Raw genomic sequence first — 18,395 nt, 5'->3', positions numbered from 1 at the left:
GAGGCAAGAGAGATGGCTTTTAGTAAAATAGGTAAGTTTTTCGGTGTTGCAAACGATGACGATGAAATGCTGGATGACGAATATGCAGAAGAGCAACAATTAAATAATGAGGACAATTATTCTGCTGGTGCTGTTGATCGTGACAATGTAGTTTCAATAAAATCCGGCATGAATGCGGCTAAAAGCAAAATTGTTCTTTATGAGCCACGTGTTTATTCTGATGCTAAAGATGTAGCACAAAACTTGTTGAATAACAAAGCAGTGATTATTAATTTTAGCAGGATGGAAGATGCTTCTGCTCGAAGAGTGGTTGATTTTATTACAGGTACAGTTTATGCCCTAAATGGTGAAATACAGCGTATTGGCGATAAAATATTTTTAGCAACACCTCCTAAATTCGTTACTAATGGCAAAATTAGTGACCTAGTTGATAAGAAAGATACTTTAAGTTAATGGCAGCAAATATCATATATTACGGCATTTATATTCTAGATTATATAATATGGATTTATAGCATCATTATGGTAATCGATGCAATTTTAAGTTGGGTTCCTTCTTTACGCGATTCGACTGTTGGTCGTATTATTGACTTATTAGTTGATCCATATTTAAACCTTTTTCGTAAAGGACCGATTGCAAGACTATCTAATGCTACTGGATTAGATATTTCATTTTTAATTGGCTTATTGTTTCTCTATTTTGTGCAATATTATGTTTTAAAATGGGTCGCAAACATTTTATTTAGGTTGTTTGTTTGATTTAATTTTTATAAAGAGCTGATAAATTTCCTTAGATCGCTAAATTGATTTATCAGCTCTTTATTTATTGTTAAATAATACAAATTGCTTGTCATTTTAAGATGAATGACTTTTAGACTTAATGCTATAATGATGTAAGAAAAGACCAATCTGTCTTTCACCTTCAATAGCAGGGGGAATTGTGTGAAGACAAAAAATATAGCAAAGCGAAGTTTTTACGCCAAGAATGTTTTATTTAAAGATGATTTGTCTGACCAAAAAACAGTGGATAAGATGAATGGACTTATAAACAATGTTCTGGGCAAACATGAAGAAGTTTTAACAGATTTTTTGGATCCCGGTGAAAGAGATATTCTTAAAAAGATAGCTGGTACTGAAGTTTGTTTGCAGAGCTTTGGTGGATACTTAAATGCTGAAAAAAAGAGAGTATATATAACTGAAGATTGGGACACCATTGCACCTTCTTCTTATCAGGTTACTGTTTTTAATGTTGAATATCCTCAAAAATTCGCCTGTTTATCACATAGTGCTATTTTAGGAAGTCTAGCTAATGCAGGTATAGAAACTTCAACCTTTGGCGATATTATCACAGATGGCAATGGCAAGTGGCAATTTTTTGCAAAAAGTGAGCTGAAAGATTTCTTTCAAAATGAAATAAACCATATTGGTAAAACAAAAGTTAGGATAAGACCAAGTTTAAATCAAAAAGTAATATTGGCTGATGATGAAAGTGAAATGTTAACTGCTATCGTTTCCTCACTGAGACTGGATGCAGTCTTAGCCTCAATCACACATGAAAGCAGACAGCAAATAAAAGCAAATATTTCTAATAATTTGGTTAAATTAAATTGGCATACTGTCAAAGATTTTAATATAATGGTTGATGAAGATGATGTCCTTAGTCTAAGACATTTTGGCAGATGTAAAATTACGGATATTTCAACTACAAGAAAAGGCAAACATAAGGTGGTGTATAAGCTATGGCAGACGAAAAGAAAGAATCACAGAGATTGACTCCGCTTGAAATTCATAACAAAGAGTTCAAAAAGAGAGGACTAAGTGGCTATGACAGGCATGAAGTAGACAGCTTTCTAGATCAAATAATCAACGATTATGGGGATGCACTGGATCAAACAGTTGACTTGAAAAATGAAATTGTGCATTTACAAGAACAAGTTTCAGACTTACAAAAGCAAGTTAAACAATTCCAGCAGAATGAAAATGCTACCAAAGAAGCTGTGGGTAACGCTAAAATTAAGGCTGAAAGAATTATCAATGATGCTACAGTCCAAGCTAATAATACTACTGAACAAGCAAAAATTGATACTGATTATCAACGCCAACAGCTTGAAACTATTAAGTCTGATTACGAACGTGTGAAAAAGGAAGCTTCTGGTTATCGCTCTTATATTCAAGATCTTTTACAAAAAGCAATTGAAAATCTCAATGATGAAAACTGGCAAAAGGCACTTGATCAATACTTTGATACTGAGCGATTTTATCCCCCAGATGGGGCTGAACCAATAATGCTAACTGATGAAGATGAAGATGTTGATGATGATATCGATGAAGACGAAGATGTTGACGATGAACTTGACAATGACATTGATGATGAAGTAAACTTTGAGGAAGACATTGATGAAAATAATGATAGTCCTCAACCGATGTCGGGTGACAGTCCGCATACTGAAACTGTTAACACAGAAAATGTTAACGATTCTAACAACGGTTCCGGACCTACTGTTATTTTCCCCAGTGACTATAAAAATCATAAATAACAAACTGACAGTAAAACTTGCGAGCAATTCAGCGAATTAGCGATGGTGTAAGGCTAATATAAGAGCTCAAAGGTTGATCAGCTGTTTAAGATGGTTTGTTACGTTAGTTGCACGATACGTAACTCATTAAGTGGAGTTTAAAACTCAATTTAGGTGGTACCACGATATTAACCTCGCCCTAATCTTAGGACGAGGATTTTTTTATAGGGAGGATTAAAAAATGAGAGTGAAAAATACACTTAATATGGGTAAAACCAAATTTAAGATGCGGGGTAATTTGCCAGTCCGCGAAGCGCAGTGGCAAAAAGAGTGGGAAGAAAACAAATTATATGAACAAAGATTAAAACTGAATAAAGGAAAGCCAAGATTTGATTTACATGATGGTCCTCCTTTTGCCAACGGTAATATTCACATTGGCCACGCTATGAATAAGGTTTCAAAAGACATAATTGTTCGTTTTAAAAATATGAACGGCTATTATGCTCCCTATGTTCCTGGTTGGGATACTCATGGTTTACCAATTGAACAGCAATTAACCAAACAAGGCGTTGATCGCAAAAAGATGAATCTTGCGGATTACCGTCAGCTTTGTCAAGATTTTGCTAGTAAAGAAGTTAAAAAGCAAATGACTGACTTTAAGCGTTTGGGAGTAATGGGAGACTGGGACCACCCATATATTACTTATCAACCTGAATATGAAGCAGAAGAAATTCGTGTCTTTGGTAAAATGTATGAAAAGGGTTATATCTATAAAGGTAAGAAACCTGTTTATTGGTCACCTTCAAGTGAATCAACATTGGCAGAAGCTGAGGTTGAATATCATGATATTAAGTCACCTTCGATTTATGTTTCATTTCCTGTAAAAGACGGTAAGGGCATTTTAGATCCGAAAAATACATATTTCTTAATTTGGACAACTACACCTTGGACCATCCCTACTAATCAGGGTATTACAGTAAATCCAGGGTTTGATTACTCTGTAGCTCAGGTCGGTGATAAGCGTTACGTTATTGGAACTGAACGTTTAGAAGCTGTTGCTGAAGAATTAGGTTGGAAGGACTATGAAGTAGGTCAACATCTTAAGGGTACTGAAATGGATCATATGGTTGCCAAGCATCCTTTATATGACCGTGACTCTCTGCTTATGAATGCCATGCATGTTACTGCTAGCGATGGTACCGGCTTAGTTCATACTGCTTCCGGCTTTGGTGAAGATGACTATAATGTTGCTCAAAAATATGGTATTCCTGTGTACAGCCCAATGGACGACAAAGGTTGTTTCACTGAAGATATTAACGATCCAGATTTAGCAGGGTTGTTTTATGATGATGCTAATAAAGTCGTCAGTGAAAAATTAAAGAAATCAGGCAATTTACTTAAGCTTAGCTTCTTCACGCACTCTTATCCTCATGATTGGCGTACAAAGAAACCTGTGATTTATCGAGCTACTACACAATGGTTTGCTTCAGTTGAAAAATTCCGCCAACAGATTCTTGATCAAATTGATAAGGTTAAATTCACGCCATCCTGGGGTCAATTGCGCTTGCACAATATGATTAAGGATCGTGGTGATTGGGTAATCTCAAGACAACGTGCATGGGGAGTTCCATTGCCAATCTTTTATGCAGAAGATGGTACTGCGATTGTCACACCAGAAACTATTGAGCATATTGCTCAGATTTTTGCCAAAGAAGGATCAAATGCTTGGTATAGAAGAACTGCTAAGGAATTATTACCAGAAGGCTTTACCTCTGAGCATTCACCAAATGGCAAATTTACAAAGGAAAAAGATATTTTAGATGTTTGGTTTGATTCCGGATCATCTCATCAAGCTGTTATGGCTAAAAGACCAGATTTGAATTTCCCATGTGATCTCTACCTTGAGGGCAGTGATCAGTACCGTGGCTGGTTCAATTCAAGTCTGATTACAGCTGTAGCTGCCACGGGTAAGGCACCTTATCGCGGTATTTTGTCACAAGGCTTTGTTTTGGATGAAAAAGGGCATAAAATGTCTAAATCATTAGGTAACGTAATTTCACCAAATGATGTCATTAAACAAATGGGAGCAGAAATTATTCGCTTGTGGGTAGTTTCCGTAGACACTACTTCTGATGTTGCTGTTTCACAAAATATTTTGCGCCAAACTTCTGAGAGTTATCGTAAAATAAGAAATACTTTCCGCTATATGTTGGCTAATACTTCTGATTTTGACCCGCAAACAAATAGAGTCGCTTATGAAGATCTAAACTCCATTGACCAGTATATGGAAGTTAAACTCAACGATTTGGTTAAAATTTGTCTTGACAGTTATGAGCGTTACGATTTTAATAATGTTTATAAAAAGCTATTTGCCTTTATTTCTAATGATCTATCAGCATTTTATCTTGACTTTGCCAAAGATGTTCTTTATATTGAGAGCAAAAATGGTCATGCCAGAAGATCGATGCAAACAGTAATTTATGATGCAACAGTTAAGTTAGCTAAGGTTTTGACACCAATCTTGCCACATACTATGGAAGAAGTTTGGTCTTTCTTAAAGGAAAAGGAAGATTATGTCCAACTTGCTGAAATGCCTGAAATTGGGCATTATGCAAATCATGATGAACTCCTTAACAACTGGAAGAAATTTATGAATTTCCGCGATGATGTTTTGAAAGTCTTGGAAGAAGCGCGTGATCAAAAGTTAATCGGTAAATCTTTTGAAGCAGCAGTTACAGTTTACCCGACGAATGAGATGAGAGCAGTTTTAGCCAACCTTGATGCAAACTTCAGACAAATTTTAATAGTTTCCAAATTAACTATTGCTGACGGTGAAGCACCGGCAAACGCTGAAGAATTACCAAATGGTGCATTTGTGGTTGAACATGCGGAAGGTGAAGTTTGTCCTCGGTGCCGTATGATCAGAACCGATATTGGAGCTGACAGCGAAGTTCCAATGCTTTGCGGTAGATGTGCTAAAATTGTTGAAGAAGATTATCCTGAAGCAGTGCAAGAAGGCTTGGAAGAATAATGCGTTACGGTAAAGTAAAACAGTTTGATCAAAACAGTAGTTTTGGTTTTATCACTGACGATGAAAATCAGAAAGCGTACTTTGTCTTTTATACTGCTATTAAAGAAGAAGGATATCGTCGCTTACGTGTCGGACAAAAAGTCAAATATCAGCTCGCTCAAGGTAAGAATGGTTTACAATGTGTCAACGTATATTTAGCTGATTAACAGGAAAGTGAATAATGGATTTAACAGAAACTGAAATCTCTTCAAAACAAATTTTTACGGGTCGTATTGTTGATCTTTCAGTGAGAACGATCAAATTGCCTAATGGTGAAACTGCCTTGCGGGAAATAGTTAAGCATCAGCCTGCTTCAGCTGCCATTGCAGTAAATGATAAACAGGAAATGTTGCTAGTCGAACAATGGCGTGAACCGATCAAAGAATTAACTTTAGAAATTCCAGCAGGTTTAATTGATGATACTGACGCTAGTCCACTGGATGCGATGAAAAGAGAGTTAAATGAAGAGGGCGGCTATCGTGCTGAATACTGGGAAAAAATAACAGAGTTTTATTCATCTCCCGGTTTTACTAATGAAAAACTCTACTTATTCTATTGCGATACTTTAACTAAACTGACTGATAAAAGGGAGCTTGATCCCGATGAATTTTTAACAAGTCATTGGTATAGTTTGGAAGAGTTGAAAAGACTTTCGGCACAAGGTAAAATCGTTGATGCCAAGACATTATATGCAATGAGTGTCTGGGAGAACATGCTAATTACGGGTGCTGACGCAAAGGATTAAAATGACTGAAAAACGATCTGATTACCGAAAAAAATTAAAACATAAAAAAAGTAAAAACTTTTTAAATACAATTAAATCTGCTTTTGACGATAGTGATGAAGAGGTTGATGTTAACCCTGATTTTACCCGTGATGATGATGAAGTTGTACAAGCAAATGATTTTAAAAACGCAAGGGTAAAAAAACGGGAACAGGTTTCGAGAAGAGAAGAGAGCAAATCTCAGTCTCAGTTAACCACGAGTCAAGAAAAAGCATTAAAGCTGAAAGGCAAACTTAATCGTGCAATTTTGCTTGTTGCTGTTTTAATTATTTTGGTATTATTGGCGTTATTTCACTTATAAAATAAAAACGAGGGTAAAAATGAAGATAGCAATTATTGTCCCAATGGAAATTGAGGCTAAATATTATCATAAGTATTTTCACTCTGGTTGCAAAGAAATGTTCGGATCTACTACATTCGAGCATTTTTGCGTTAACCACAATGATTTATATATTGGTTTAAGCGGAATTGGCAAAGTACAGGCTGCTATGAACTTAGCTAGTCTATTAAGCAATGTCGATATTGATTTAGTTTTCATGACAGGTACAGCGGGATCTTTGCAAGAAGAAGTTCATAAGGAAGATTTGATTTTAGCTGATTCATTTGCATATCATGATGCTCACAATACGTTAGCAGGTGACTATGTTGAGGGACAAATACCTGGCGAACCAGCTAAATTTGAATTAAATTCTTCTGCAAGAAAGCAATTTGCACAGTTTTTGCAAGAAAACAATGTTGAATTTAAAGAGGGTTTAATTGTTACCGGTGATTCCTTTATTGGCTCTCAGAAGCAAAAAGATGAAATTAAGCAAAACTTTGCTCACGCATTGGGTGTTGAAATGGAAGGAGCCGCTTTTGCTCAGGTAGCTTATCATTTTAAAAAACCTTTGATAGCTTTACGTGCTATTTCTGACAATGGTAATCAAGACGCAAACGAGGATTTTGATCATTTTGCTCAAAAAGTGGGAGCTAAGGCTGCTAAAATTATTTGTACTTACATAGAGAAGATGAATTAACAAATGACAGAAATTTATCTGGACAATGCCGCTACGACACCAATGTCACCCAATGTAATCGACGTGATAACTGAGCAAATGAAAAACAATTTTGGTAATGCCTCAAGTACCTATGAACTGGGACGCAAAGCCCGCCATGTGATTGATCAAGCAAGGCAAAAAGCCGCCAAGGCAATTAACGCCAAAGAAAATGAAATAATTTTTACCTCTGGTGGTTCAGAAAGTAATAATACTGCTATTTTTGGGACTGCTCATAGTCGGCAAAATATCGGCAAACGTATCATCACAACTAAGATTGAACATCCATCTGTTTTAAAGCCAATGCAACGCTTAGAAAATGAGGGTTATGAAGTCATATACCTTAATGTTGATGATAATGGTCGTATTTCACTAGCAGATTTAAAAGATGCACTAACTCCGCAAACTACTTTGGTTTCCATTATGGCTGTTAATAATGAATTGGGCACAATTAATCCACTTATTGAAATTGGTAATATAGTAAAGAAAAGTAATGCATATTTTCATGTTGATGCTGTACAAGGACTGGGCAATATAGATCTTGATGTTGTTAAGATGAATATCGACTTGTTATCCACCTCCGCTCATAAAATCAACGGACCCAAATTCCTTGGCTTTTTATATGAAAAAAACTCGCTCAATTTGCCACCTCTTATTTATGGTGGAGAACAGGAAACTAAGCGTAGAGCGGGAACAGAAAATGTACCAGGAATTGCGGGTTTTGGTGAAGCTATCAGTGAAATCACAGCAATAGATAAAGAAAATTTGCAAACTAAATATCAGAACTTGCAAAATATTATTTTGGATGAACTTAACCTAACTAAAGTGAAATATCAAGTTAACGGCGGAACTGCAAAATTTGATTCTCATCACGTGTTGAACTTGCATTTTAATGGCGTTTCAACGACTGTTTTGCAGACAAATTTGGATTTAGCTGGTTTTGCAGTTTCTGGGGGTTCTGCTTGTACTGCCGGTTCAATTGAGCCATCCCATGTTTTAGTGGCCTGTTTTGGTAAAGATTCTGCGAGAATAAATGAGTCTATTCGCATTTCTTTCGGACGCTATACTACCGAAGATGAAGTGCAAGTCTTCGCAAAGGAACTAGCCAAAATAGTGAGTAAAATTCAAAATAAATAAAAATAATTGCTTTTTTAGTTAAATATGCTTATTATTAGTAAGTGAGGTAGAATTATGGCAAATACAGTTATTATTAATGGTGATAAACGCAAGTTTAGCCTTAGTCCAGATCTTAAGTTATATGCATTAATTGATGCTGGTTTTGTTAAAACCGTTAAGGGTAATTTTAATTATGAACATCCACTTTATAATGATTCGCCGTATAATGCTCCAACTAAATTGAAGATGACTATAAATAAAGAGATGACCCATCTGACCATGGTGGTCACAGACAAAAATGGTTTGCAAAAGGTCAACATTTTTAAGAATGAGAAATTAGCTCCCACAGTTGAACTTTTAGATTATATATTAAAGGATTTAGAGGAGCGTAATATTATTGTTGCTGTGAAGGATTGATTAATTTGGTAAAGAAAAAAACCAGAGTTGTTGTTGGTATGAGTGGTGGAGTAGACTCTTCCGTTTCAGCACTTCTTTTAAAAGAGCAAGGATACGATGTAATTGGTGTCTTTATGAAAAATTGGGATGACACTGATGATTCCGGGGTCTGCACGGCTACTGATGATTACGAAGATGTAAAAAGAGTCGCTGATCAAATCGGAATTCCTTATTATTCAATCAATTTTGAAAAGGAATATTGGCATCGCGTTTTTGAATATTTTTTAAACGAATATAAAAAAGGTCGCACACCCAACCCAGATGTAATGTGCAACAGTCAGATAAAGTTCAAGTCATTTTTAGAGTTTGCACTTAATCTTGATGCAGATTATATTGCGATGGGCCATTATGCAAAAACCATTACTGATAAAAATGGTATCACTCATATGATGCGCCCTAAAGATGGCAATAAGGATCAAACATACTTTTTAAGTCAGTTAAACCAAAATCAGATTAGTCGCGTTATTTTTCCGTTGGCCAACTTAACCAAGCCACAAGTGCGTGAAATTGCGCTAAAAAATGACCTGGCTACTGCCAAAAAGAAGGATTCTACCGGTATTTGTTTTATTGGGGAAAGAAATTTTCGTAAATTTTTGAGTGAATTTTTGCCTGCCCAGTCTGGAGACATGGTCACACCGACTGGAAAAGTAGTCGGTCATCATGCAGGTTTAATGTACTATACAATTGGTCAAAGATCGGGATTAGGACTGGGTTCAACAAAAGAATCAACCGCTCCTTGGTTTGTAGTCGGTAAGGATTTGCAAAAAAATCAGCTGATCGTCGAGCAAGGATATGATAGTAAATTGCTTTATGCCACTGAATTGGAGGCTAGTGATATGTCCTTCTTTACTGGACAGCCCGATCACGATTTTAAGATACATTGCAGCGCCAAGTTTCGTTATCGTCAGCCTGATGTTGGCGTGACAGTGTTCTATGATGCAGCGAAAAACAAGGCAAAAGTATATTTTGATGAACCTGCTCGTGCTGTCACTCCTGGACAAGCTCTTGTTCTTTATCAGGGTGAGGAATGTTTAGGTGGCGGCAACATTGATTGTGCCTACCAAAATGATCGTCAGCTTCAACTAGTTTAATAGAAATTTGAAAGGAAAATGTTTAGGTGCATTTTCTTTTTTTATTTGTCTTCGTTTTTTCTTTTAAACTATTAAATGATAAACTAGAAAATAACAGTTACAGAAAAGAGTAATTAATGAATGCAGATTTATTTCGTCAGACATGGTAAAACAGAATGGAACTTACAGAAGCGCTTTCAAGGAGCTCACGGTGATTCGCCACTTTTAAAGCAAAGCTTAACTGATATTCAAAAATTAAGCAGTTTTTTAGGTGAAATTAAATTTGCTGGCATTTATTCAAGTCCACTTAAAAGGGCTAGGACGACGGCAGAAAGACTCGCTAAAGAAATGGGTTATCCATTTTCCGTCGAGATAGACGAACGTTTGCGAGAATTTGATTTGGGAAAAATGGAAGGTCTTACTTTTACCGAAGCCAAAGCCAGGTATCCTGAGCAAGTAAGTGACATTTGGGATAAACCTGATAAATATGATGGCCACAGCATCGGAGGAGAAAATTACCCTGAGGTAATTGCACGTGGCAAAAGCTTTGGTAAAGATGTTGGGTTGCAATTTAAGATAGACGATAAAGTATTAGCGGTGAGCCATGGGGCAGCTCTGGGAGCGATTATGGGTGGATTATTGGGTTATTCGCTGCCAGATATCCGCCACAATGGTGGTTTAAGCAATACCAGCCTTACTATTTTGGAAACAAAAGATAGGGGCAAAACTTTTAAAGCTCTGGTATGGAATGAGACAAAGTTTTTGGACAGAAAAATGGAAGACTCGGATTCATTATGACACAAAAAAGAGAAAAGGCTGCTAACGCCAGCGCAGTAAGCAAAAAGGTACACGAATTAATAACAAAAATTGATGAACAACCACATAATAGTGAAAACTATTTAAAATTAGCGACTTATTTAATAGAACAGGGAAGTAGTGAACAAGCTACTGAACTATTAGAAAAAGCAAAAAAGTTAGTTGCTCATCCTCAAGATTTAGATTATGATTTGGCAGTTTGTTATTATTTACAGGGTAAATTTGATACAGCATTAAATATACTTAATCAAATTCCTAATGATGATTTAGTTTTATACCAAAAAGCACTTGTTTTTTACAAAGTTGGTCAAAGTCAAAAAGCATTGGCGTACGCTTTAACAATTAAAAAAGTTGATGCAAAAGTCTTGGAATTAATAGGTGACATTTGGCTAAGCCTTGGCAAAATTAAGGAAGCAGAGTCAACTTATAAAGAAATAGCTACTGAAAAAAGGTCAGCCAAAATCAATTTCATGCTGGGTATCACAATTTTAACTAGAGATCGCCAAGAAGCTGAAAAATATCTGGCAAAGTCAAAAAAACAAGATCCTAAAATTTTTGCACAAGAACAAAAAAAATATTCTTCGTTACTAAAATTAGTGAATGATGCGAGAAAGAAAAATGACTGAATTTACTGGGAAAATCAACCGAATAGTTTTTGAAAACGATCAAGACCTTTATAAAATACTTGATGTTGCTATAATTGGAAAATTAGAAAAATATGATCGTGAAGATATTAAAGTGACCGGCAGTTTTGGTGACGTCCAAGTTGGTGCAACTTATACTTTTTCAGGAAGGTTAATTGTGCATAATAAATTTGGCCTGCAATTTCGCTGCGATAATTATAAATTGGCTTTACCTCGTGAAAAGGGGAGTCTTATTAATTTTTTAAGTTCCAGTAAGTTTCCCGGGATTGGCAAAAAAGCAGCTGATACCATAATTTCAGATTTAGGAATGGATGCGCTAACAATATTAAAGGAAAACCCTGAAAAAGTTGGAACTTTGTCTATTTCGAAAAAGCAAAAACAAAGTTTGTTAAACGGTGTCAGCTCAATGGATTCGTATTCTGAAACTGTATTAAAGCTGGTTCAATTTGGCTTGAATAAAAAAGTAGCAAGTAGACTGTATCAACTTTATCATGGCGAAACTTTAGCTAAACTTGAAGAGGATCCTTATGCCTCAATTGCTGAAGTTACAGGCTATGCTTTTAAGAGTGCCGATCGAATCGGCAGTAAATTAGGAATGGCTCTCGATGACTCCAAAAGAGTTAACGGCGCTATTTTTCAAATTTTACTTGATGAAGTAGCTAAAGAAGGCAATACCTTCGTCAAACTTGAGCAACTACTTGAAGAAACAGGCAAGCTACTGCAAATTAATGAGTATGATACGATAGCAACTTGCGTTAATAATCTCCAGCATCAAGGTAAAGTCGTGGTAATGGGTGAAAACGCAGCGCTGCAAGAAATATATGAAACTGAAACTGATATTGCCAACGCAATGAAAAATCTAGTGGAAAAAAAGCAAAAGAGTTCAAATTACAATGAAAAAGAACTAAACCTTGCTATTACTCACGCTGAAACCAAGTTGAAAATTCACTATGATAATACTCAAAAAGCAGCGATAAAAAACGCACTGACTAATCCAATCTCAATTTTAACTGGTGGTCCCGGAACTGGGAAAACCACTATCATAAACGGTATTTTATTAGCATTGAAAGAGCTGGCAGAAATACCATCATCGTCTCTTTATAGTACAGACCCGCCATTTTTACTTGCTGCTCCCACTGGTCGTGCAGCTAAGAGAATGGAAGAGATTACTGGAATTACAGCCAAAACTATCCATCGTTTGCTGGGTTTAGGAATTGGTGAAAATGATGCAACTGATCTGAATGAATTAAATGGTGAAATTTTAATTATTGATGAAATGTCGATGGTAGACATGTTTTTGTTTAGGCAACTGGTTTCCAGCATTAACGAAACTAAGCATATTGTTTTTGTTGGTGATAAGGATCAGCTGCCATCAGTTGGTGCAGGAAATGTTTTTGCTGATTTAATCAAATCACAGGCCTTTCCTACTACCGTTCTTAAGCAAATTCACCGTCAAGGAGACGATTCCAGCATTATTACGTTGGCGCATGACATTAATGAAGGAAAAAATCCCCAGGAATTATTTAAAAAGACCAAAAACTACTCATTTATTTCATGTCCACCGCATGAAGTCTCGCATGTTGTTAGTCAAATTGTCCAGCGAGCTTTAGCAAAGGGCTTTAATCCGGATGATATTCAGGTACTAGGTGCAATGTACCAGGGCGATGGTGGCGTCACCAATTTGAATAATGTTATTCAAGAAATTATTAATCCTTCAAAGCAAAACAGTAAAACACTGGAAGTACACGATGAAATTTTCCGCATTGGTGACCGCGTTTTGCAATTACAAAATAATCCAGAAAAAGATATTTATAATGGCCAAATCGGTAAAATCCTGGCAATTGATAATGATAATTCTCAAAAATGCATGGTGGCTGATTTTGATGACAGAGAAATAACTTTCAGCAAAAAAGATCTGTTTGATTTAACTAGAGCATACGCAATTACCATTCACAAAGCTCAAGGCTCTGAATTTCCGCTAGTTATCTTGAGCCTGACTATGCAAAATTATGTTATGCTCAAGCGCAACTTATTGTATACTGCTGTTACTCGCGCAGAAAAAAATTTAGTTTTAATCGGTGACCCCCGCGCTTATGAAATGGCTTTTAATACTTCGGGTAATGACCGTCAGACAGGATTAACTTTTAAATTACAAAAAATACTAAATGTGCAAGATAAAACTGTCCCAGAAAAAGATTCAGGTAAAAATAAAAATGACCAAGGAGAAACAAATTCTGATGTGCTTGAAGATCCAACTCAGGATTTTATATTAACACCGGAGTTGATTTATTCGGGTCAAATTGATCCTTTGATTGGGATGAAAGACACTAAATTAGAAACACGAACAAGATAAGGGACTTTTTTAAAACAATGGCAAAGATAAAAAAAGTGCAAGCTTGCATAAACTTGCAAAAAGAAATTACAGAATGGATTACCACAAACACACATATTTTAAATTTTGGTCCGGATACTCTTGAAATTGAAACTATTTTTAAGGATTCATTTGACGAAGCCGTATATTGTTTTATAGAGAAAACTGGGTTTGAAACTTATAATGTTACTGATGATGGTCGTACACTTTTTAAATTAGATCCCAGCGCAAGTGATGAAGATTTGATTGCTGCATGCGCGGATTTAGTCACAGCAAGTGGCTTTTCTTTTAATGTTGAAAATGGAGTGATCAGCTGTGAAAGTGATGAACAAACTTTGGCTGAAAAGGTTATGCAGTTAGGACAATTAGAAGTAAACGTTTCATATCTTAATTAAAAAGCTATCACTAGATACTATTTTTTTATTGCTAATTTTAAAATTTAATGATTAAATTATTAATATCTTTTTATTTAATCAAGGGAAGTAAGTTTTATGGCAATTATTTTTGATAAGGTAAAGAAAAACTATGGTAAGAAGCCTGTATTTTATAACCTAAATTTTAAAATTCCTTTAGAACCAACAGTAATTGGTTTGGTAGGGCCTAACGGTGTGGGCAAGTCAACCATGTTAAGGTTGCTTGCGGGGGTATTGGAACCAACCGAAGGATTGATCAAAAATGACCAGGCTAACGAACCATATGTTAAGTGGTCCAGTTTGCATACCACTTTCGTCGCTTCAGGTGAAAGGGGTCTAATGTACAGGTTAAATACCCTTGAAAATGGGATGTATTTTTCTTCACTTAAAGGAATTAGTATTAAAAAAACAGAAAACAATATTCGAAAAATGGCGCAGGATTTCAATTTTTCAAATGAACTTAACACTTATTTTCAAAATTTGTCTACTGGTTTGAAGAAAAAGGCTGCTATCCTTGTGGGAGCTGCAATGGAAACAGAAGTTTTACTTTTGGACGAGCCTTCAAACGGACTTGACATAGCGGCCCAAGAAGATTTAGCATCCTTTATTCTGGATTTAAAAAATAAATACGGGAATACTATTTTTATTTCATCGCATGACACTCAAATGCTTTCTGGAGTTGTTGATCATTATCTTTTTTTAAGGGATGGCCAAATAGAGAAAAATGTTGAACATAAAATGGCTGAAAATGACCTAATTTCTGAATACCATGAAATTTATAAGTAAAGGTAGGAAGCAAAATGAAAAAAGTTAAAAAACTATTTAATATTTTTTGGGTACAATTATATTTAGAGCTAAAACTGCAAATGCGCTATGTTAATTCTGCTATCAGTTCGCTTGTTTTATATGCTGGAGCTTTCTTAATTGTTATCCTTTTCACCAAGCCTGCCGAATTGGGCCAGGCCTATGGTACCAAACAAGGAGTTTTATTTACTATTGTTGGCTTTTTGTTTTGGAGTATTGGTATTGCCTCATTGGGTGGATGCAGTAATGGGGTGGAGACTGATGAGCGAACTGGTCTGCTTGAAAGTGAAACGCAATCCGTCTTTCCCTTGTGGGTTCTATACTTTATTCAAACTTTGGCAGAAAACTTATTTGTTTGGATTTATCTTTTAATTATAGGCATTGTAGCCTCGTTTTTTTCAATGTTTACAGTAGCGGAATTATTAAAAGCTATATTATTGACGTTTGCTTTTTCCTTAATTTCCAACTTAGGAATGTTTGGCATCGGAATGATTTTTGCTTCTGGTTCTATTAGATTTAAAAGAATGGGTCAGTGGGCTACTATTTTGCAGGCTTTATTGCTCATGTTGTCAAATGTTTATTTACCAGTATATAATGCGTTTCAGGAGATCATTCCCTATGTCGGTGGCGTCGAAATAGTGCGGCAAATATTTCTTGGTCATGGAGTTTCATTGTCGAAACTGATGTTATTGATAGTGGTAAATGTAATTTGGTTCTTGTTTGGTATATTGATTTTCAATTATTGTATTAAAAAAGAGCGCAAAAACGGCTCATTTGATGCATTTTAAGTTAAAGAAAGGTGATATTTATTTTAACGTTCAGAAATGTTAAATGGGGGACAAAGAGATATTTTAAAGTAAAAAAATTATATTTGAATGCATTCCCCAAAAATGAACGATTTCCATTTGTCGGGTTGCTAGCGATGGCATTGCAAAAAAGAGTTAGTTTGCAAGCAGTTTATGACCATGATGATTTCATCGGGTTAATTTTTTGGACATATGCCGAAAAGATTATTTATATTGGTTATTTAGCAGTTGACCCAGTTTGGCGTGGCAAGGGCTATGGCAGTCAGACTTTAAACCTGATGAAACAGCACCATCCAAATCAGGAAATTGTTTTAGACATTGAACCGGTTATTAAAACAGCAAAGAATTATTCTCAGAGGAGCAATAGGTTATTATTTTATAAACATAATGGCTTCAAATTAACTCAAGACAATTTAGTCGATGAAGGCGGCCACTATTCGATTTTAAGCTCTGGTAAACACTTTAAAAAGCGTAATTTAAGTCGCTTACTTAAACAAATGAGTTTTAATTGCTATAAATTTAAAATTGTTTCCAGATAATTAAATTAACAAAATACTTTGACAAGCAAATGATGCTTTAAAGTTTACTTTCTAAAGCAGCTAGTTCATAAAAAAGGATAATGAATAACTTCACCATGAAGTTATTTATTATCCTTTTTATAATTATTTAACGAATCCTACTTTGTACCAGAGAACATGTCCATTGTTGTTTTCAGATGGTTTAAGAGAATAACCTGAAATACGATTATTGATTGCTCTGATCTTATAAGAGTTGACTGTTGGAATCATGTAAGCTTGATCAAAGATATACTTTTGCCAATCATGAAAGACCTTCACACGGTATTTATGATCAAAAGCTTTTTGCGAATCCATTTCTTTAACTAATTTAGTATTTTCCGGTGTCACGAAACGATCGTAGTTGGCTGCGGTGCTATCACCATACATACCATCTTGTGATGGTTCTGTGGACATATACCATCCTGTTTCAAACATATCGACTTGCGGATCATCCTTGTTAAGCTTGTCGTAAAATGAATTTGTTTCAGTCAATCGACCATTCAATAAATTAACATTTAGTCCTATTTTATGCCATTGTTGAATATAGTTCTGTATAATTGGCCCTTGTGTTGCATCACCAGCTTTGGCCATAAATGTAATTTTTAAAGGTTTGCCGTTGGGTTGAACACGCCATTTACCCTTCTTTTTATATCCGGCTTTATCAAGAATATCGTTAGCCTTTTTTAAATTATAGTCATAACCCTTAATATTTTTATTGAAATAGTCACCAAATTGAGGAGGAATTAATGTGGTTATATGAAAAGTTAGGCCGTGGGTGTAATGTTTAGTGACTTCATCAACATTCATGGCATAACCAATGGCTTTACGCAACGATTTATTGTTCATCTTGCTATTATGATTCATAATACTTTTATTATGTTTGGCATCCCATTTACCTAATTTAAAACCAATAAACCAGTATGAAAGAGGGATTTCTGCAATAAACTTAACTTTTTTAGTATGCTTCACTTCATCCCATTGGGAATTTACAACATTAATGACGTCGAATTTATGACTCTTTATTGACTGCGATGATGAGTTGGGCGAAACCACTTGATAAATAATTTTATCCAGCTTTGGCATACCACGCCAATAATATTTATTTGGTACCCAAATAGCTGATTGACCACGAACTAGTTTTTCTAACTTATAGGCGCCAAAATATAATGGCTTTTTCCTGATTTTATCAGATGATTGTAATTTGCTAAAAGGGACGTCTTTTAGGTAATGATAAGGAGCAGTATATTCTGAAAAATAGCCATTTCCACTATTGTACATCCCTGGTTTTAATTGCTTAAAATGTAAAATAACTCTTCTGCCATTTGCGCCATCAGGCATTTCAATACCTGAAATAGACTTAGCTTTTCCTTCATGATATTCTTTTAGGCCTTTAATAAGTTCAAACTGGCTGGAATATCTTTGAGAATCAGTGCCTTTATTAGATAATATTTCATAGGGATATTCTACATCCTTAGCCGTTACCTGCTGACCATCTGACCACCTAACTCCTTTTTTAACTTCGATTGTAATAGTTTTATTCTTTTGATTGATTTTCAAAGTTGCAGGTCCCTTATTAGTGAAACGATAGTTGTCATCTGTATCAAATAAGGATTCAGATCCAGGGGAGGAAAGATCAGCATCAGTTGCAGTTACTTGTAATTGATCAGAAAAGATACCTGTAAAAGGTGTATCGGTCTGCAGAGCTACTCTAACCGTCCCACCCTGTCGGGTTGGCTTATCAGGCATTTTTGCAGGAAATTTGCTTGCTTCTTTTGCATTATTTTCCTGATTACTGTTACTTTTACCACATGCCGTAAGAGTTAGAGTTGTAGCCACTAAAATACCAATAGAGTTTAAAACATTGCTTTTTTTCATGATTCTTCATCCCTTATGAGTACTAATTTATAATGATGTAACAATTCCCATAATATCACATTAA

The 18,395-nt window shown here is 35.4% G+C and carries 20 protein-coding genes; 19 read left to right on the top strand and 1 reads right to left on the bottom strand.

Annotated elements, in window-relative coordinates; translation table 11 throughout:
* Window positions 1-12 precede the first annotated feature (12 nt).
* The 19 genes from ACZ2M0_RS04680 to ACZ2M0_RS04590 all read left to right on the top strand — a co-directional run bounded on the left by ACZ2M0_RS04680 (window position 13) and on the right by ACZ2M0_RS04590 (window position 16,438).
* Window positions 13-453 carry a cell division protein SepF gene (locus ACZ2M0_RS04680; RefSeq protein ID WP_223901842.1) on the top strand — a complete coding sequence of 147 codons (441 nt, stop codon included), beginning with the start codon at window positions 13-15 and terminating at the stop codon, window positions 451-453.
* Window positions 453-758: a YggT family protein gene (locus ACZ2M0_RS04675; protein WP_198179360.1), complete on the top strand. Its 306-nt coding sequence runs from the start codon at window positions 453-455 to the stop codon at window positions 756-758. The genes ACZ2M0_RS04680 and ACZ2M0_RS04675 overlap by 1 nt, the downstream gene beginning before the upstream one ends.
* A 246-nt stretch (window positions 759-1,004) precedes the next feature.
* Window positions 1,005-1,772 carry a YlmH family RNA-binding protein gene (locus ACZ2M0_RS04670; protein ID WP_490058714.1) on the top strand — a complete coding sequence of 256 codons (768 nt, stop codon included), beginning with the start codon at window positions 1,005-1,007 and terminating at the stop codon, window positions 1,770-1,772.
* Entirely contained in the window at window positions 1,739-2,536 is a 798-nt protein-coding gene (locus ACZ2M0_RS04665) for a DivIVA domain-containing protein (RefSeq protein WP_490058696.1), read from the top strand. Before ACZ2M0_RS04670 ends, ACZ2M0_RS04665 begins: the two co-directional genes overlap by 34 nt.
* Window positions 2,537-2,756: 220 nt before the next feature.
* Window positions 2,757-5,546 carry an isoleucine--tRNA ligase gene (gene ileS / locus ACZ2M0_RS04660; RefSeq protein WP_490058695.1) on the top strand — a complete coding sequence of 930 codons (2,790 nt, stop codon included), beginning with the start codon at window positions 2,757-2,759 and terminating at the stop codon, window positions 5,544-5,546.
* Window positions 5,546-5,752 carry a cold-shock protein gene (locus ACZ2M0_RS04655; RefSeq protein WP_045928003.1) on the top strand — a complete coding sequence of 69 codons (207 nt, stop codon included), beginning with the start codon at window positions 5,546-5,548 and terminating at the stop codon, window positions 5,750-5,752. The genes ileS and ACZ2M0_RS04655 overlap by 1 nt, the downstream gene beginning before the upstream one ends.
* Window positions 5,753-5,766: 14 nt before the next feature.
* Entirely contained in the window at window positions 5,767-6,330 is a 564-nt protein-coding gene (locus ACZ2M0_RS04650) for an NUDIX hydrolase (RefSeq protein WP_223901836.1), read from the top strand.
* 1 nt (window position 6,331) lies between these two features.
* The gene (locus tag ACZ2M0_RS04645; protein ID WP_490058694.1) at window positions 6,332-6,670 is read left to right on the top strand and encodes a hypothetical protein; all 339 of its coding nucleotides are present in this window, start codon (window positions 6,332-6,334) and stop codon (window positions 6,668-6,670) included.
* 19 nt (window positions 6,671-6,689) lie between these two features.
* The gene (locus ACZ2M0_RS04640; protein ID WP_490058693.1) at window positions 6,690-7,385 is read left to right on the top strand and encodes a 5'-methylthioadenosine/adenosylhomocysteine nucleosidase; all 696 of its coding nucleotides are present in this window, start codon (window positions 6,690-6,692) and stop codon (window positions 7,383-7,385) included.
* A gap of 3 nt (window positions 7,386-7,388) precedes the next feature.
* Window positions 7,389-8,540 (top strand): cysteine desulfurase family protein, encoded by a 1,152-nt coding sequence (locus ACZ2M0_RS04635; protein WP_490058692.1) that lies wholly within the window; start codon window positions 7,389-7,391, stop codon window positions 8,538-8,540.
* Window positions 8,541-8,594: 54 nt separating this feature from the next.
* Window positions 8,595-8,936, top strand: a complete 342-nt coding sequence (locus tag ACZ2M0_RS04630) for a DUF1831 domain-containing protein (RefSeq protein ID WP_490058691.1) — start codon at window positions 8,595-8,597, stop codon at window positions 8,934-8,936.
* Window positions 8,937-8,941: 5 nt separating this feature from the next.
* A complete protein-coding gene (gene mnmA / locus ACZ2M0_RS04625; protein WP_490058690.1) occupies window positions 8,942-10,066 on the top strand; it encodes a tRNA 2-thiouridine(34) synthase MnmA in 1,125 nt (374 codons plus the stop codon).
* A 120-nt stretch (window positions 10,067-10,186) separates the two neighbouring features.
* Window positions 10,187-10,843 (top strand): histidine phosphatase family protein, encoded by a 657-nt coding sequence (locus tag ACZ2M0_RS04620; RefSeq protein WP_490058689.1) that lies wholly within the window; start codon window positions 10,187-10,189, stop codon window positions 10,841-10,843.
* Window positions 10,840-11,487: a tetratricopeptide repeat protein gene (locus ACZ2M0_RS04615; RefSeq protein ID WP_490058688.1), complete on the top strand. Its 648-nt coding sequence runs from the start codon at window positions 10,840-10,842 to the stop codon at window positions 11,485-11,487. The genes ACZ2M0_RS04620 and ACZ2M0_RS04615 overlap by 4 nt, the downstream gene beginning before the upstream one ends.
* Window positions 11,480-13,858: an SF1B family DNA helicase RecD2 gene (recD2, locus tag ACZ2M0_RS04610; RefSeq protein WP_490058687.1), complete on the top strand. Its 2,379-nt coding sequence runs from the start codon at window positions 11,480-11,482 to the stop codon at window positions 13,856-13,858. The genes ACZ2M0_RS04615 and recD2 overlap by 8 nt, the downstream gene beginning before the upstream one ends.
* A 17-nt stretch (window positions 13,859-13,875) precedes the next feature.
* Window positions 13,876-14,271, top strand: coding sequence for a DUF1828 domain-containing protein (locus ACZ2M0_RS04605; RefSeq protein ID WP_490058686.1), 396 nt, complete (start codon window positions 13,876-13,878; stop codon window positions 14,269-14,271).
* Between the two features lie 96 nt (window positions 14,272-14,367).
* The gene (locus tag ACZ2M0_RS04600) at window positions 14,368-15,075 is read left to right on the top strand and encodes an ATP-binding cassette domain-containing protein (RefSeq protein WP_490058685.1); all 708 of its coding nucleotides are present in this window, start codon (window positions 14,368-14,370) and stop codon (window positions 15,073-15,075) included.
* Between the two features lie 14 nt (window positions 15,076-15,089).
* Entirely contained in the window at window positions 15,090-15,881 is a 792-nt protein-coding gene (locus ACZ2M0_RS04595; protein WP_490058684.1) for an ABC transporter permease, read from the top strand.
* Window positions 15,882-16,015: 134 nt separating this feature from the next.
* Entirely contained in the window at window positions 16,016-16,438 is a 423-nt protein-coding gene (locus tag ACZ2M0_RS04590) for a GNAT family N-acetyltransferase (RefSeq protein WP_490058683.1), read from the top strand.
* A 123-nt stretch (window positions 16,439-16,561) separates the two neighbouring features.
* On the opposite strand, the gene ACZ2M0_RS04585 is transcribed toward ACZ2M0_RS04590, so the two are convergent.
* A complete protein-coding gene (locus tag ACZ2M0_RS04585) occupies window positions 16,562-18,331 on the bottom strand; it encodes an oligopeptide ABC transporter substrate-binding protein (RefSeq protein WP_490058682.1) in 1,770 nt (589 codons plus the stop codon).
* Between the last annotated feature and the right edge of the window lie 64 nt (window positions 18,332-18,395).

The organism is Lactobacillus sp. VURO6/B1 (VP7) (assembly GCF_058139575.1).
This window is presented reverse-complemented; position numbering and strand designations above follow the sequence as displayed.

What these genes read in the sequence shown, in the direction of transcription:
- ACZ2M0_RS04680 (WP_223901842.1), top strand. Translation starts at nt 13, where the DNA reads ATGGCTTTTAGTAAAATAGGTAAGTTTTTCGGTGTTGCAAACGATGAC.
- ACZ2M0_RS04675 (WP_198179360.1), top strand. Translation starts at nt 453, where the DNA reads ATGGCAGCAAATATCATATATTACGGCATTTATATTCTAGATTATATA.
- ACZ2M0_RS04665 (WP_490058696.1), top strand. Translation starts at nt 1,739, where the DNA reads ATGGCAGACGAAAAGAAAGAATCACAGAGATTGACTCCGCTTGAAATT.
- ileS (WP_490058695.1), top strand. Translation starts at nt 2,757, where the DNA reads ATGAGAGTGAAAAATACACTTAATATGGGTAAAACCAAATTTAAGATG.
- ACZ2M0_RS04655 (WP_045928003.1), top strand. Translation starts at nt 5,546, where the DNA reads ATGCGTTACGGTAAAGTAAAACAGTTTGATCAAAACAGTAGTTTTGGT.
- ACZ2M0_RS04650 (WP_223901836.1), top strand. Translation starts at nt 5,767, where the DNA reads ATGGATTTAACAGAAACTGAAATCTCTTCAAAACAAATTTTTACGGGT.
- ACZ2M0_RS04645 (WP_490058694.1), top strand. Translation starts at nt 6,332, where the DNA reads ATGACTGAAAAACGATCTGATTACCGAAAAAAATTAAAACATAAAAAA.
- ACZ2M0_RS04640 (WP_490058693.1), top strand. Translation starts at nt 6,690, where the DNA reads ATGAAGATAGCAATTATTGTCCCAATGGAAATTGAGGCTAAATATTAT.
- ACZ2M0_RS04635 (WP_490058692.1), top strand. Translation starts at nt 7,389, where the DNA reads ATGACAGAAATTTATCTGGACAATGCCGCTACGACACCAATGTCACCC.
- ACZ2M0_RS04630 (WP_490058691.1), top strand. Translation starts at nt 8,595, where the DNA reads ATGGCAAATACAGTTATTATTAATGGTGATAAACGCAAGTTTAGCCTT.
- ACZ2M0_RS04620 (WP_490058689.1), top strand. Translation starts at nt 10,187, where the DNA reads ATGCAGATTTATTTCGTCAGACATGGTAAAACAGAATGGAACTTACAG.
- ACZ2M0_RS04615 (WP_490058688.1), top strand. Translation starts at nt 10,840, where the DNA reads ATGACACAAAAAAGAGAAAAGGCTGCTAACGCCAGCGCAGTAAGCAAA.
- recD2 (WP_490058687.1), top strand. Translation starts at nt 11,480, where the DNA reads ATGACTGAATTTACTGGGAAAATCAACCGAATAGTTTTTGAAAACGAT.
- ACZ2M0_RS04605 (WP_490058686.1), top strand. Translation starts at nt 13,876, where the DNA reads ATGGCAAAGATAAAAAAAGTGCAAGCTTGCATAAACTTGCAAAAAGAA.
- ACZ2M0_RS04600 (WP_490058685.1), top strand. Translation starts at nt 14,368, where the DNA reads ATGGCAATTATTTTTGATAAGGTAAAGAAAAACTATGGTAAGAAGCCT.
- ACZ2M0_RS04595 (WP_490058684.1), top strand. Translation starts at nt 15,090, where the DNA reads ATGAAAAAAGTTAAAAAACTATTTAATATTTTTTGGGTACAATTATAT.
- ACZ2M0_RS04590 (WP_490058683.1), top strand. Translation starts at nt 16,016, where the DNA reads ATGGCATTGCAAAAAAGAGTTAGTTTGCAAGCAGTTTATGACCATGAT.
- ACZ2M0_RS04585 (WP_490058682.1), bottom strand. Translation starts at nt 18,331, where the DNA reads ATGAAAAAAAGCAATGTTTTAAACTCTATTGGTATTTTAGTGGCTACA.